Source organism: Pseudomonas koreensis (genome assembly GCF_036668835.1).
In the GTDB taxonomy this organism is placed as follows: Bacteria; Pseudomonadota; Gammaproteobacteria; order Pseudomonadales; family Pseudomonadaceae; genus Aquipseudomonas; species Aquipseudomonas koreensis_I.
Genome location: NZ_JAZEVW010000002.1, coordinates 84,831 through 99,364, shown reverse-complemented (window position 1 = coordinate 99,364; position 14,534 = coordinate 84,831). Strand labels below are relative to the sequence as shown.

At 62.4% G+C, this 14,534-nt stretch carries 6 protein-coding genes, 1 tRNA gene and 1 pseudogene; 5 read left to right on the top strand and 3 right to left on the bottom strand.

The window, feature by feature from the left end; genetic code table 11:
* Positions 1 to 392 precede the first annotated feature (392 nt).
* From mexE to V6F91_RS05580, 5 genes and pseudogenes are all read left to right on the top strand, one after another.
* Positions 393 to 1,646, top strand: a complete 1,254-nt coding sequence (mexE, locus tag V6F91_RS05600) for a multidrug efflux RND transporter periplasmic adaptor subunit MexE (RefSeq protein ID WP_332762949.1) — start codon at positions 393 to 395, stop codon at positions 1,644 to 1,646.
* Between the two features lie 15 nt (positions 1,647 to 1,661).
* Entirely contained in the window at positions 1,662 to 4,853 is a 3,192-nt protein-coding gene (locus V6F91_RS05595) for an efflux RND transporter permease subunit (protein WP_332762948.1), read from the top strand.
* Positions 4,850 to 6,271: an efflux transporter outer membrane subunit gene (locus tag V6F91_RS05590; protein WP_090283548.1), complete on the top strand. Its 1,422-nt coding sequence runs from the start codon at positions 4,850 to 4,852 to the stop codon at positions 6,269 to 6,271. The genes V6F91_RS05595 and V6F91_RS05590 overlap by 4 nt, the downstream gene beginning before the upstream one ends.
* 1,072 nt (positions 6,272 to 7,343) lie before the next feature.
* A complete protein-coding gene (locus V6F91_RS05585; protein ID WP_332762947.1) occupies positions 7,344 to 9,059 on the top strand; it encodes an amidase in 1,716 nt (571 codons plus the stop codon).
* Between the two features lie 345 nt (positions 9,060 to 9,404).
* Positions 9,405 to 10,700, top strand: a pseudogene (locus V6F91_RS05580) (OprD family porin).
* A gap of 409 nt (positions 10,701 to 11,109) precedes the next feature.
* On the opposite strand, the gene V6F91_RS05575 reads toward V6F91_RS05580, so the two are convergent.
* The 3 genes from V6F91_RS05575 to selA form a co-directional block, all read right to left on the bottom strand.
* A tRNA-Sec gene (locus V6F91_RS05575) sits at positions 11,110 to 11,205 on the bottom strand.
* Positions 11,206 to 11,211: 6 nt separating this feature from the next.
* The gene (selB, locus tag V6F91_RS05570; RefSeq protein ID WP_332763584.1) at positions 11,212 to 13,128 is read right to left on the bottom strand and encodes a selenocysteine-specific translation elongation factor; all 1,917 of its coding nucleotides are present in this window, start codon (positions 13,126 to 13,128) and stop codon (positions 11,212 to 11,214) included.
* Positions 13,125 to 14,525, bottom strand: coding sequence for an L-seryl-tRNA(Sec) selenium transferase (gene selA, locus V6F91_RS05565; protein WP_332762946.1), 1,401 nt, complete (start codon positions 14,523 to 14,525; stop codon positions 13,125 to 13,127). The genes selB and selA overlap by 4 nt, the downstream gene beginning before the upstream one ends.
* Positions 14,526 to 14,534 lie beyond the last annotated feature (9 nt).

The window sequence follows — 14,534 nt, the reverse complement described above, 5'->3', positions numbered from 1 at the left end:
GGATCAGTCCCGGAGCGAAGGAACCCGAGCCTGCGAGGGCCATACGTAGGAGCAAGCCTTTTTGGGTACTTTTTCGGCGTCTGGAAAAAGTGCCTCGCCGTAAGGGCGAAACCCTAAGCCGCCGTTACCGCAGCAACGGATATGTACCCAAAATCAACGCCTCAAAGAAAGCCATCACTCGGTAACCGCGACAAGTCGCGATCATTGCACGCCACGCAACAGATCATTGCCCACAAACCTATTGATAGCCCCCTAACGAAAGGTGCACGCTAGAGGGCTGATCAGGGTCTTATATCATTCCGAATGATAGTTACCTTTGCTTCATTCGATTCGTGCCATCACACCCCGCCGAGCATCATCCGCCCATCTTCAATACTTTGGCGGATGCATCCATGGAACATTCACTCAAACATTTGCGCTTCCCGTTGGCCCTTTTGGCCGTACTGGTGATGAGCGCCTGCGGCAAAACCCCGGAGACCACCGCTGCCATGCCCCCTGCAAAAGTCAGCGTGGCCAAGGTGCTGGAACAACCGGTCAATGAGTGGGACGAATTCACCGGGCGCCTCGAAGCGCCGGAAACCGTTGAAATCCGTCCGCGGGTCTCCGGCCAGATCGATCAGGTAGCCTTCACCGAAGGCGCACTGGTCAAAAAAGGCGACCTGCTGTTCCAGATCGACCCGCGTCCGTTCCAGGCCGAGGTCCGCCGCCTCGAAGCACTGGTCGCCCAGGCCCGCGCCACCGCCACCCGCAGTGAAAACGAAGCCGCTCGCGGCGAACGTCTGCGCACCAGCAATGCGATCTCCGCCGAACTGGCCGATTCGCGCACCAGCGCCGCCCAGGAAGCCCGCGCCGCCGTCGGCGCCCTGCAAGCGCAACTGGATCTGGCCAAACTGAACCTGAGCTTCACCCGCGTCACCGCGCCGATCAGCGGCCGCGTCAGCCGTGCCGAGATCACCGCCGGCAACCTGGTCACCGCCGACACCACTGCGCTGACCAGCGTCGTCTCGACCGACAAGGTCTACGCCTACTTCGACGCCGACGAGCGCGTATTCCTCAAGTACACCCAACTGGCTCGCAACGGCCAACGCGGCGCAACCACGCCGGTGTACATGGGCCTGTCCAACGAGGACGGCAATCCGCACCTCGGCCAGATGAACTTCGTCGACAACCAGGTCAACCCGAAAACCGGCACCATCCGTGGCCGCGCGGTGTTCGACAACACTGACGGCACCTACACCCCTGGCCTGTACGCACGGCTGAAACTGGTCGGCAGCGGTACCTACAACGCCATGCTGATCAACGACGAAGCCGTCGGCACCGACCTGGGCAAGAAGTTCGTGCTGGTGATGGACGCGGACAACAAAACCGCCTACCGCCCAGTCGAGCTCGGGCCGAAAATCGAAGGCCTGCGCATCGTCCGTACAGGTCTGCAAAAAGACGACACGATCATCGTCAAGGGCCTGCAGCGGGTGCGTCCCGGCTCGCCAGTCACCCCTGAAGTGATCCCGATGGCCAGCGAGCAAACCCTCGCCGCCCTCGCCCAACAACGTCAAGCGCTGGAAGCCAGCAACCTGCCCAAAGTCGCCCCTGCCAAGGGTGCGTCGGGTTCGGCTGCGAAGCTGGCTGCTACGACCCCACGCGGTTAAGGGACGACAACTCCGATGAATTTTTCCCAATTCTTCATTTCCCGGCCGATCTTCGCAGCGGTGCTGTCGCTGTTGATCCTGATCGCCGGTGCGATCTCGCTGTTCCAGTTGCCGATCAGCGAATACCCGGAAGTCGTGCCGCCGACCGTGGTGGTGCGTGCCAACTTCCCGGGCGCCAACCCCAAGGTCATCGGTGAAACCGTGGCCGCGCCGTTGGAGCAAGCCATCACCGGCGTCGAGAACATGCTGTACATGTCCTCGCAATCGACCGCTGACGGCAAGATCACCCTGACCATCACCTTCGCCCTGGGCACTGACCTGGACAACGCGCAGGTGCAGGTGCAGAACCGCGTGACCCGGACCGAGCCGAAGCTTCCTGAAGAAGTGACGCGCATCGGTATCACCGTCGACAAGGCCTCGCCCGACCTGACCATGGTTGTGCACTTGACCTCGCCGGACAAGCGCTACGACATGCTCTATCTGTCCAACTACGCGATCCTCAATATCAAGGATGAGCTCGCGCGTCTGGGTGGTGTCGGTGACGTGCAACTGTTCGGCATGGGCGATTACTCGCTGCGCGTCTGGCTCGATCCGAACAAGACCGCTTCGCGCAATCTGACCGCGACCGACGTCGTGACCGCGATCCGCGAGCAGAACCGTCAGGTTGCCGCCGGCCAGCTCGGTGCGCCCCCTGCCCCGACCGCGCAAAGCTTCCAGTTGTCGATCAACACCCAGGGCCGTCTGGTCACTGAGGAAGAGTTCGAAAACATCGTGATTCGCGCCGGCGACGACGGCGAAATCACCCGCCTGAAGGACATCGCGCGCATCGAACTAGGCTCCAGCCAGTACGCTTTGCGTTCGCTGCTGAACAACCAGCCGGCCGTGGCGATTCCGATCTTCCAGCGTCCGGGCTCCAACGCCATCGATATCTCGAACGAAGTTCGCGGCAAGATGGAAGAGCTGAAGAAAGGCTTCCCGCAGGGCATGGACTACAGCATCGTCTACGACCCGACGATCTTCGTGCGCGGCTCGATCGAAGCGGTGGTTCACACCCTGTTCGAAGCACTGATCCTCGTGGTGCTGGTGGTGATCCTGTTCCTGCAGACCTGGCGCGCCTCGATCATTCCGTTGGTGGCGGTGCCGGTATCGTTGATCGGTACGTTTGCGGTGATGCACCTGTTCGGCTTCTCGCTCAACGCCCTGTCGCTGTTCGGCCTGGTACTGGCGATCGGTATCGTGGTGGACGACGCCATCGTCGTGGTGGAGAACGTCGAGCGAAACATCGAACTCGGACTGACACCGGTCGAAGCGACCAAACGGGCGATGCGTGAAGTGACCGGCCCGATCATCGCGACGGCGCTGGTGCTGTGTGCGGTGTTCGTACCGGCAGCGTTCATTTCCGGCCTCACCGGGCAGTTCTACAAGCAGTTCGCCCTGACCATCGCCATCTCGACGGTGATCTCGGCCTTCAACTCGCTGACCCTGTCGCCAGCGCTGGCCGCTGTCTTGCTGAAAAGCCACGACGCACCGAAAGACCGCTTCTCGAAAGTGCTCGACAAGATCTTCGGTGGCTGGCTGTTCCGCCCGTTCAACCGCTTCTTCGATCGTGCCAGCCATGGTTACGTCGGCACCGTGCGCCGGGTCATCCGTGGCAGCGGCATCGCCCTGCTGCTGTACGCAGGCCTGATGGTGCTGACCTTCTTCGGTTTCTCCAGCACGCCGACCGGTTTCGTACCTGGCCAGGACAAGCAATACCTGGTGGCCTTCGCGCAACTGCCGGACGCCTCGAGCCTGGACCGCACCGAAGACGTGATCAAGCGCATGTCTGACCTGGCGCTGAAACAGCCAGGCGTGGAAAGCGCCGTAGCGTTCCCGGGCCTGTCGATCAACGGCTTCACCAACAGCCCGAACGCCGGCATCGTTTTCGTCACCCTCAAACCGTTCGACGAGCGTAAAGACCCGAGCATGTCCGCCGGCGCGATTGCCGGGGCCTTGAACGGCCAGTACGCGAACATTCAAGAGGCGTACATGGCGATCTTCCCGCCACCGCCGGTACAGGGTCTGGGCACCATTGGTGGTTTCCGTCTGCAAATCGAAGACCGTGGCAACCTCGGTTACGACGAGCTGTACAAAGAAACCATGAACATCATCAACAAGAGCCATAACGTGCCGGAACTGGCCGGCCTGTTCACCAGTTACACCGTGAACGTGCCACAGGTCGATGCCGCCATCGACCGCGAAAAAGCCAAGACCCACGGCGTGGCCGTCAGCGACATCTTCGACACCCTGCAGATCTACCTGGGTTCGCTGTATGCCAACGACTTCAACCGCTTCGGGCGCACTTATCAGGTCAACGTTCAGGCTGAGCAGCAGTTCCGCCTCGAATCCGATCAGATCGGTCAGCTGAAAGTACGCAACAACAAAGGCGAAATGATCCCGCTGGCGACCTTCATCAAGGTCAGCGACACCTCGGGGCCGGACCGTGTGATGCACTATAACGGCTTCATCACCGCTGAAATCAACGGTGCCGCGGCCCCCGGCTACAGCTCCGGCCAGGCCGAAAAAGCCATCGAGAAACTGCTCAAGGACGAACTTCCGAACGGCATGACCTACGAGTGGACCGACCTGACCTACCAGCAGATTCTGTCCGGCAACACCGCGCTGTTCGTGTTCCCGCTGTGCGTATTGCTGGCGTTCCTGGTGCTCGCTGCTCAGTACGAAAGCTGGAGCCTGCCACTGGCGGTGATCCTGATCGTCCCGATGACCCTGCTGTCGGCCATTACCGGCGTGATCATTTCGGGCGGTGACAACAACATCTTCACCCAGATCGGCCTCATCGTACTGGTGGGACTGGCGTGTAAGAACGCGATTCTGATCGTCGAGTTTGCCAAGGACAAACAGCAAGAAGGCCTCGACCCGCTCGCCGCGGTACTGGAAGCCTGCCGTCTGCGTCTGCGGCCGATCCTGATGACCTCCTTCGCGTTCATCATGGGTGTGGTGCCACTGGTGTTCTCCAGCGGTGCCGGTGCCGAGATGCGTCACGCCATGGGTGTGGCGGTGTTCTCCGGGATGCTCGGGGTGACCTTCTTCGGTCTGTTGCTGACGCCAGTGTTCTACGTGCTGATCCGTAACTTCGTTGAACGCAGTGAGGCCCGCAAAGCGGCCAAGGCGCACAACCTTCCAAAGCCACTGGAGGCGCATCAATGAGTCTGAAAGTCTTCCTGCCGAGCCTGCTGGTGCTGGCCCTCAGCGCCTGCGCCGTCGGCCCCGACTACAAGACCCCAGCCACGGAGGCGGCCAACATCACGGCCGCCACCGACGGCGCCGCCGGGCAAAAGAACTTCGACCGGTCGAAATTCGAAGGCATCTGGTGGCAGCAATTCGATGACCCGACCCTCAACCAGCTGGTCACGCAATCGCTGCAAGGCAACCGTGAACTGCGCGTGGCGTTCGCCCGCTGGAAAGCCGCTCGGGCAATCCGCGACGATGCGAGCAACGACGCGATGCCGACCATCACCAGCCGTGCCAGCAGTGACCTGGGCAAAGGCCAGATTCCCGGCCAGACCACCGACCGGGTCAACAGCGAACGCTACGATCTGGGCCTGGACATGGCCTGGGAACTGGACCTGTTCGGGCGCATCCAGCGCAATCTGGAAGCCAGCGACGCCGACCAGCAGGCTGCCGAAGCCGACCTGTATCAACTGCAAGTCACGATGATTGCCGAACTGGTCGATGCATACGGGCAACTGCGCGGCGCGCAACTGCGTGAAAAGATTGCCGTGGCCAACCTGAACAACCAGGTCGAGTCGCGCAAGATCACCGTCAGCCTGCGTGATGCCGGTGTCGGTGATCAGCTCGACGTCGAACGGGCCGATGCGCGCCTGGCCAACGTCGAAGCGACCGTGCCGCAATTGCAGGCGGAACAGGTGCGGCAGAAAAACCGCATCGCCACCCTGCTCGGCGAGCGTCCGGACAAGCTGACCGTTGACCTCAGCCCGAAAGACCTGCCAGCGATTGCCAAGGCCTTGCCGATCGGCGATCCGGGCGAATTGCTGCAGCGTCGCCCGGACATCCTCAGCGCTGAACGCCAACTGGCCTCGGCCACGGCGCGTATCGGTGTGGCCAAGGCCGATCTTTTCCCACGGGTCAGCCTCAGCGGCTTCCTCGGCTGGACGGCCGGGCGCGGCTCGCAGATCGGCTCGTCGGCCGCCAACGCCTGGGCCCTCGGCCCGAGCATCACCTGGGCTGCATTTGACCTCGGTAGCGTGCGCGCCCGTTTACGCGGCGCCGATGCCGAAGCCGAAGGCGCACTGGCGACCTATGAGCAGCAAGTGCTGCTGGCACTGGAAGAATCGGAAAACGCCTTCAGCGATTACGGCAAGCGTCAACAACGGCTGATCTCACTGATCCGTCAGAGTGAATCGAGCCGCAAGGCCGCCGACCTCGCTGAAATCCGCTACCGCGAAGGCACCACCGATTTCCTCGTGCTGCTCGACGCGCAGCGTGAACGGCTGAACGCCGAAGACAGCCAGGCCCAGGCCGAAGTCGACCTTTATCGCGGCATCGTCGCCATCTACAAAGCCCTCGGCGGCGGCTGGCAGCCGGAGACCGTTGCCAGCAAGTAATCGTTGAACTGAGCTCCTTTGGTTGGCCGCAACCAACCAATTTTTTTGCCCCGCGTATCATTCGGTCGCGGGGTTTTTTTATGGTTTTTTCAGGTGTTGTGATTTGCTGGGGGTCGCGGTGGGTCAGTTTCAGTGGTGTCGGCTGACCGGCCGCTATCGCTTGCAGGCAAGCTCCCACAGGGATCGCGTGGACCACCAGGCCATCAATTCGAAAATCAAAAGCCCCTCACCCTAGCCCTCTCCCAGAGGGAGAGGGAACTGACCGTGGTGGATGCGAGAGATACGCCAATCTGCGATACCGAGTCGAACACGAACTTCAAAGCCAACACAGATCGGCTCCCTCTCCAGGGGGAGAGGGCTGGGGTGAGGGGCAGCCACACCACCAATCCAAAGCCAACCGCCCCGCTTCTAACCACTCAACAATGAGCGCCAGCTCGAGTGCTCTTGATCTTGATCTTGCCTAACCAGCGACATCGGAAGGCTGAGCGGAGGGATTGATCCGGGCGTAGGAGCGCAGCGACCGTCTGGCGCAGCCAGACACAGCGGACGTAGGTGCAGCGCAGCAAACCGTAGCCGCTGCGCCCGGATCGATCCCGCAGCGAAGGAACCCGAGCCTGCGAGGGCCGTACGTAGGAGCAAAGCCTTTTGGTTCCTTTTTGGCGTCTGAAAAAGGGACTCGCCGTAAGGGCGAAACCGCCAGCCGCAGCACCCGAAGCAACGGATATGTACACAGCAAACCCAAAAACTCAGCGCCTGAAAGAAAGCCATCGCTTGCAGGCAAGCTCCCACATTTGGAATGCATTCTTCCCGTGAACCCCATGGCCGCCTGAAATGCATTCTTGCTGTGAAACTCATTACTGCCTGAAATGCATTTCAAATGTGGGAGCCAGCCTGCTGGCGATGAGGCCCACGAAAAGAAGAAAATCTGCTGCCAAACCACTCCGCCGATTACTCCGCCCGCTGCTTGGTGTTAAATAGGCGCCAGTCTTAACCTTGTCGCCTCAAGCCGTGCAACGAGAACAGCCATGAACAGCAATTGCTACAACGCCCAACCGCAAACGGCGGTGCGCGCATGATCGAAGTCACCGAAGTGTCCATTGCGCAATTGCGCGCCGCACTCGAATCCGGCCAGACCACCGCGGTCGAGTTGGTCGAGGCCTATCTGGCACGCATCGACGCCTACGACGGCCCCGACACGCCGACCGCGCTGAACGCCGTTGTCGTACGCAACCCCGAAGCCTTGAACGAGGCCAAAGCCTCCGATGCACGCCGCGCCAATGGCCAGACCCTCGGCCCGCTCGACGGCATTCCTTACACCGCCAAGGACAGTTATCTGGTCAAAGGCCTGACCGCCGCGTCGGGCAGCCCGGCCTTCGCCGATCTGGTCGCCCATCGCGACGCCTTCACCATCGAACGCCTGCGCGCCGCCGGGGCGATTTGCCTGGGCAAGACCAATATGCCGCCGATGGCCAATGGCGGCATGCAGCGCGGCGTTTATGGCCGGGCTGAAAGCCCTTACAACGCTGGCTACCTGACCGCGCCATTCGCCTCCGGCTCGTCGAACGGTGCCGGCACCGCCACCGCCGCCAGTTTCGCCGCGTTCGGTCTCGCTGAAGAAACCTGGTCGAGCGGTCGCGGCCCGGCGTCCAACAACGGTTTGTGCGCCTACACGCCTTCGCGCGGGGTGATCTCGGTGCGTGGCAACTGGCCGTTGACCCCGACCATGGACGTGGTCGTACCTTTCGCGCGGACCATGGCCGACTTGCTCGAAGTGCTCGACGTGGTCGTCGCCGAAGACCCGGACACCCGCGGCGACCTCTGGCGCCTGCAACCGTGGGTGCCAATTCCCTCGGTTAGCGAAGTGCGCCCGGCGTCTTACGCCGAACTCGCTGCCGATCGTGCGGCGCTGGCCGGCAAACGTTTCGCCATTCCGCGCATGTACATCAATGCCGATCCCGAGGCTGGCACCAGCGAAGCGCCGGGCATCGGCGGCCCGACCGGCCAGCGCATCAACACCCGCGCCTCGGTGATTGCGCTGTGGCAACAGGCGCGTCAGGCGCTGGAAGCGGCCGGCGCTGAAGTGATCGAAACCGATTTCCCGCTGGTGTCCAATTGCGAAGGTGATCGCCCCGGCGCGCCGACCGTGTTCAACCGTGGGCTGGTGTCGCAAGAATTTCTGCATCATGAACTGTGGGATCTCACCGCGTGGGCGTTTGACGACTTCCTGCAAGCCAACGGTGACCCGAAACTCAATCGTCTGGTTGACGTCGACGGGCCGAAGATCTTCCCGCACGACCCGGGCACCCTGCCCAACCGTGAAGGCGATCTGGCTGCCGGCATGGACGAATACGTGCGCATGGCCGAACGTGGCATCACCCCGTGGAATGAAATCCCCACTGTCGCCGACGGCCTGCGCGGCCTCGAACAGACCCGGCGTACCGACCTCGAAGACTGGATGGACAACCTCGGCCTCGACGCCGTGCTGTTCCCCACCGTCGCCGACGTCGGCCCGGCGGACGCAGACGTCAACCCGGCCTCAGCGGATATCGCCTGGAGCAACGGCGTCTGGGTGGCCAACGGCAACCTCGCGATCCGCCACCTCGGCGTACCGACCGTCACCGTGCCCATGGGTGTCATGGCCGACATTGGGATGCCCGTCGGCCTGACCTTCGCCGGCCGCGCCTACGACGACTCGAACCTGCTGCGCCTGGCCGCCGCCTTCGAATCCACCGGCAACAAACGCCAGATCCCACCGCGCACACCGCCGCTGTCGGTCAAGGGGCAGTGAAGATCTTTATTTGAAAAGCAATCACTGTGGGAGCCAGCCTGCTGGCGATAGCTGACTTTCAGTCAATGAAAGGTTGAATGTTCAACCGCAATCGCTTGCAGGCAAGCTCCCACAGGTTTTGTGTAATGGCTGAATATTCAGGCACGCTCAGGTTCCCTGTGGGAGCTGGCTTGCCAGCGATGACACCAGCAAATCCGCCACCGCACTCAAGCCGACAACCGATCAAATGCAGGCTCACTCCTACAAGTTTCTGTGTCACGGCCGGAACTGAGCACATCCACCCAATCCCTCCCCCCGCAATTCCCTGATCATCCCGGCCAACCCCACCACCGCTGGCCACTGACCATGATCGACCGCGCCCCATCGCGCCTTACCCTGCTTGCGCTGCTCTGCGGTCTGCACACCACCACCTACGCCAGCGGTTTCTTCGACGATGCCAGCAGCCAGGTCCTGAGCCGCAACTTCTACCTGAGCAACGACTACCGCTCGCCCACGCCCTCGGGCAAAAACTACAAACAGTAATGGGCTCAGGGCTTTATCGGCACCTTCTCATCCGGTTTCACCGAAGGCACCGTTGGTTTCGGCATCGATGCCCACGCTTTCGCCGGGCTGAAACTGGACGGCGGCAGAGGCCATTCCGGAACCGGCCTGCTGCCAGTCGACAGCGGCGGCCGCAGCGAAAACGACTACTCCAGCGCCGGCGGCGCGCTGAAATTGAAGGCCTCTCACACCACCCTCGCCTACGGTGAAATGACCGTCGAGACGCCGGTCTTCGACACCTCCGACAAACGCCTGCAACCGGAGTACGCCACGGGTTTTCTGCTCAACAGCACCGAGTTCGACCACCTCAACCTGGTCGCCGGCCACTTCACTGCGTTCAAGAACCAGGACAGCTCCTCCGGCCACGGCGACTTTTACGGTTACGGCGCCAACACCGAAGCCGGCGGCATCAGTTTCGTCGGCGCCGACCTCTTCAGCGACAACCCGCTGGGCGGCGCGCTGTACGCCTCGGAGCTCAGCGACACCTGGCATCAGTACTACGGCAACCTGCACTTCAAGCAATCCGGGCTGCTGCTCGACGCCAACCTCTACCACACCCGCGACACCGGCCGCGCCCTGGCCGGCGAGATCGACAACACCGCGTTCAGCCTGTCCGGCAAATACAGCTTCGGCCCGCATGCGGTGCTGCTCGGCTGGCAACGCATCAACGGCGACACCCCGTTCGATTTCGTCGGCGGTGACTCGATCTACCTCGCCAACTCGATCAAATACGCCGACTTCAACGGCGCCAACGAACGCTCCTGGCAAGCTCGCTACGACCTCGACCTCGGCGCTTTCGGCGTCCCCGGCCTGAAATTCATGACCCGCTACGTCACCGGCAGCCACATCGACGGCACCCACGCGCCCAAGGGCGGCGCCTACAACCCGTTCGACGCCGACAGCGGCCAATACCAGCCACAGCAAGGCGACGGCGGCAAACACTGGGAACGCGATATCGACCTGAAATACGTCGTCCAGTCGGGCGCGGCCAAGGATTTGTCAGTGCAGCTGTCGCACGTCACCCACCGAGCGAACGAGGCGCAGGCTGGCGATGACATTGACCGGATTTATGTGGTGATCGAGTACCCGCTGGGCTTTTAATTCGCTCATTTTGAAATGCGATCAACCTGTGGGAGCGAGCCTGCTCGCGAAGGCGTCAGTTCAGGTAAAACATCGGTGACTGATGTACCGCTATCGCGAGCAAGCTCGCTCCCACATTGGATTTGTGTGTGGCCCCGGCGCTGGCGTTCACCACAAAACCTGTGGGAGCGAGCTTGCTCGCGAAGGCGTCAGTTCAGGTAAAACATTGGTGACTGACCCACCGCTATCGCGAGCAGACTCACTCCTACATTGGATTTATGGTTTGCCCTGGAACCTGAGTTCACCACAAAACCTGTGGGAGCGAGCTTGCTCGCGAAGGCGTCAGTTCAGGTAAAACATTGGTGACTGACCCACCGCTATCGCGAGCAAGCTCGCTCCCACACTAAACCGCAAATTCCCTTGAGAAATATGGCGGAAGGCAGCCGGAGTCGAACCTGCCCGGGAACGGATGCCGTCCCCAACCGGGTTTGAAGCCCGGCCGCGCCACCGGGCGCGATTGCCTTCCTTTGACTCATTGCGCGTTGGCATTGGCCAGCGCGCTGTCGTAACGGATCTGCCGTGATTCGCCGATGCGCCTGGTCAGGCCCAGTCGGTCGAAATACTCCAGATACTGAATACAGCGTTTGCGTCCCAAGCCTAGCGCATCGCGGAAGGTTGCCACCTGGATCTGCGGACTTTCCGCGGCCAGTGTCAGCAACACCCCGGCCATGCGGCGCAGTTGCTCGTCGCCCAAAAACAGATCGCGCACAATCTGGTGCATCAGCCCGAGTCGCGCCCGTTTGCGCAGCAGCAGGCGTACCGCGGCATCATCGTGGCCAAGCATTTTGGCGATGTCGCGGACCCAAGGCGGGTCGAATTCAGCGTTGTCGAACAGCGGCCGCAGTTGTTGCCACAGGGCTTCGTCTTCAGCATTCAGGCGCACCTGATGTTCGGGCAGGTGCAGCCAGGGGCCGCTGGTGTGGATCGCGCCGGCGCTGAGCAGTTCGTCGAGCAGGCTGATGAACGTTGAACGCTCTAAAGCCAGGCCGCTGAAACGGCGCAGGCGATCGCGATCGGGCCCCATTTGGTCGGGTTCTTGTTCGTGAAATTTCGTGAGTTGTTGCAGCAAATTGAATTTCAGTTGCGCCCAGCGCTGTACGTTGAACAACAGCGGGCCTTGGCGGGTGTCGATCAGGCGGATGTTTTGCGCTAATGACCAGGATGCGCGCGGGCGATTGAATTGACGCTCCAGGCGCTGCGGATCGAGGCCGCCAGCGCTGTGGTTGAGCAGCACCGGCAAGGTCTGTTCGAGGCTGTCACGGGTGGCGAGGGTTTGCAGTTGCGCCAGACGTTCCGGGCTGCGGCGTTGCCGGGCCGGGGCGAAGGGATCGAGCACCGTGCCGCCGCCCAAGGTGCGTTGCGCGCTGGCGTCGCGCAGGATCAGCCGGTCGCCCTGCACCGCGTGTACCGGCGCGTTGATCAGCAGTTGCGCGAACATGCGCTCGCCGGGGCTCAACCGTGGGCCTTCGAGCAAGGCCACGCGGGCGAGCACGTCTTGCGTGCCGAGGTGTACATGCACCGGATGGAAGTGTTCGAAGGTGCGTTCGCCGGGCAACAGTCGAAAGTCGATATCGACCCGTTGCGTCGGTGCGTGCAGCCACTCGCTCAGCAGCCATTGGCCGCGATGGATCTGTGCCAGTTCCAGGCGTTCGCCGCTCAGGTTCAGCGCCACCCGTTGTCCGGCGAACGCCTGTTCGGCGGGTTGGTTTTGCGCATGCAGGCCACGCACGCGGACGGTTTTGCCGGATGGCGCGAGGGCGAGTTTGTCGCCGACCGACACGGTGCCCGACAGCGCCGTGCCGGTGACGACGATCCCGGCGCCGGCCACGCTGAACGCGCGATCGATCGCCAGACGAAATCCACCTGCGCGACTACGCGCCTGCACCTCGTTTTGCGCCTGCAACAACGCCGCGCGCAACGCATCAACGCCCCGCCCATTCAGGCTCGACACGGTAAAGATCGGCGCGTCGGCGAAAGGCCCCGGCGCGAGCAGATCCAGCACCTGGCGCTGCACCTCTTCAACCCTGCCCGCCTCGACCCGGTCGCATTTGGTGATGGCCACCAGCGCGCGCGGAATGCCGAGCAACTCGACAATCGCCAGATGCTCGCGAGTCTGCGGCATCACGCCGTCATCGGCCGCGACCACCAGCAACACCAGATCGATGCCCTGAGCGCCGGCGAGCATGTTGTGGGTGAATTTCTCGTGGCCGGGCACGTCGATAAACCCGCTCAGGCCTGCGCCGGGTTGCAATTCGGCGTAGAGATAACCGAGGTCGATGGTCATGCCGCGCTCGCGTTCCTGCGGGCGACGGTCGCCGGTTTGCCCGGTCAGCGCTTGCAGCAGCGACGTCTTGCCGTGGTCGATGTGCCCCGCCGTGCCGACGATCACGGCGCGGCCTGCAACCGCGGAAGTTGCGCCAGCCACGCCGGCTCATCGTCGAGCTGGCGCAGATCGAGCCACAGCGCATCCTCATCGATGCGCCCGAGCACCGGGATCGGCAAGGCGCGCAACGCGGCTTCAAGATTCAGCAGATAGCGCCCGCGCAGACGCTTCGATACCAGCGGGCGCATGCACAGCGCCGCACTCGGCAAACGCGCCACCGGTTGGCTGCCGCTGCCGATCATGCCCAAGGCCTCGACTGCGCTGACGCTCCAAGTCTCACCCAACATGTCAGCCAGCACCGGCTGCAACCGTGAAGCCTGGGCGAAGATGTCAGCCTGCGGGCGGGTTAAAAGCCGCAAACTCGGCAGACGTTCAGCGAGGCGATCCGGGTCGCGATACAGACCGAGCACCGCCTCCAGCGCCGCCAGGGTCAACTTGTCCACCCGCAGCGCGCGTTTCAGCGGGTTCTTCTTGATTTTCGCGATCAGTTCTTTACGGCCGACGATCAACCCGGCCTGCGGCCCGCCAAGCAATTTGTCGCCGCTGAAGGTGACTATGTCGGCGCCATCGAGCAGCGCCTGACGCACCGTAGGCTCGGCCGGCAAACCCCAACGCGTCAAATCCAACAGGCTGCCACTGCCAAGATCTTCTAGCAACGGCAGCCCGTGCTGATGGGCCAGCTCGGCGAGTTCAACGGTCGGCACGCGAGCGGTAAAGCCTTCAATGCTGTAATTGCTCGCGTGCACACGCATGATCAAACCGCTGCGCGGGCTGATCGCTGCTTCGTAGTCACGGGCGTGGGTGCGGTTGGTGGTGCCGACTTCGTGCAGGCGCACGCCGGCGCGGGCCATGATGTCGGGAATGCGAAAGGCGCCGCCGATCTCGATCAGCTCACCGCGCGAGATGATGCCTTCCTTGCGTGCGCCGAGGCTATTGAGGGTCAGCAGCACGGCGGCGGCATTGTTGTTGACCACGGTGACGGCTTCGGCGCCGGTCAGTTCGCGGATCAAACATTCGATCAAATCGTCGCGATCGCCGCGTTTGCCACTGGCCAGATCGAATTCCAGATTCAGCGGATAACGTGCGGCGTTCTCCACCGCAGCGATGGCTTCGTCCGGCAACAAGGCGCGACTAAGATTGGTGTGCAGCACGGTGCCGGTCAGGTTGAACACGCGGCGTACCTGACTGCGCTGTTGCTGGATCAGGCGTTCGCCAACCCGGCCGGCGAGCACTTCGGGACTGATTTCCACAGCTGCCAATTGCCCGCTCAATACGGCGGGCCTTAGCTCATCGAGCAACTGACGCAGATTAGTCAGCAACGAATCCCGGCCGTAACGCTCAGCCAATGGCGCGCACGCCGGATGACGCAACAACCCATCAATGGAAGGTAACCGCAGGGACATCCGCCGCTC